Below are 1184 nucleotides of genomic sequence, written 5' to 3'. Positions count from 1 at the left end.
ATAGAATAGTGAGTATACTATTAAGTGCTGCTAGCATAGGAGATGCACCGTTTTTAACGAGTTATTTAAGTACTACCTATTTCTATTTTTTGGTCTTAATTTTAATAGTGTTAAATCACACTATCAGTTATTTGAACTTTTAGGATTACCATATTTTGGAGGATTAATATGAACCTTAAAAATCTTCCCATAACTGACAACCACATCCATGTAGATAATGAGAACGGCTACGGTGCGGAGAAGGTTGCAAAAATCTTCTACAATGCTGGAGGAAAGGTGATGATTGTTTTAAACAAACCTACATTTGACGGAAATTTAACAAAATCCATGGATATTTTAGTTAAGGATGTTGAAAAGATAAACAAAAACACGGATGTTAAGGCGTTTGGTTTGGTTGGAGTTCATCCGGCAGAATTAACTGTCATGTTAAAGAGGGGAATTTCCTTAGAGAAGGCAAAGGAAAAAATGATTGATGCCTTAAATTATGCAAAAAAACTTGTTGAGGAGAATGATTTTATTGTTGGCATTGGGGAAGTTGGAAGACCACATTATGAGGTTGATGAAGAGACATGGAAGGCATCCAATGAGATATTAAAATATGCAATGGTGATTGCAAAGGATATTGACTGCTCACTCCAAATACACGCTGAATCTGCAACAGAAGAGCAATTTAAGGAGTTCTCTGAAATGGCAGAAGAGGTTGGGCTAAATCCTGATAAGGTTATAAAGCACCACTGTGGGGATATGGTTTTGGAAGGGGAGAAATATAAAATATTTCCATCAATAATTGCATCAAAACCCGTTGAAAGTGCAGTAAAAAAATCATTAAGGTTTGTTATGGAGACGGATTATATAGATGATTTAAAAAGACCGGGAGTAGTTTTGGGCATTAAAACAGTTCCAAGAAGAACAAGGAAACTCATGGAAATGGACTTATTGGATGAAGAAGGATGCTTCAAAATCCACAAAGAAAATATTGAAAAGTTGTATAATGTTGAAATTGATAATTATGGTTAATTTCAAAACATTTTGAATAACTTGTATAAAAATCATAAAATCGTCTTGAAATGCATAAGAAAATTTGAACAAATATCTAATTATTTAACCCAAACAGGACTTTTAATCAGTATCTCCGAACATCATACTAACTAATAGAAAACTTAATATTTGGTAATATCGAATAG

1 protein-coding gene is annotated in these 1184 nt (G+C 33.0%); it reads left to right on the top strand.

Translation table 11 applies throughout. The annotated features are described in order from the left end of the window. Window positions 1–168: 168 nt before the first annotated feature. A complete protein-coding gene (locus METFODRAFT_RS09595; RefSeq protein WP_007045435.1) occupies window positions 169–1017 on the top strand; it encodes a TatD family hydrolase in 849 nt (282 codons plus the stop codon). The last annotated feature ends 167 nt before the right edge of the window (window positions 1018–1184 follow it).

The sequence above is a fragment of the Methanotorris formicicus Mc-S-70 genome (assembly GCF_000243455.1).
Lineage (GTDB): Archaea > AGJL01 > Methanococci > Methanococcales > Methanococcaceae > Methanotorris > Methanotorris formicicus.
The sequence above is the reverse complement of the archived record's forward strand: the minus strand, read 5'-3'. Positions and strand labels throughout refer to the sequence as shown.

Coding starts and splice junctions, on each gene's coding strand:
- METFODRAFT_RS09595 (WP_007045435.1), top strand. CDS start 169: ATGAACCTTAAAAATCTTCCCATAACTGACAACCACATCCATGTAGAT.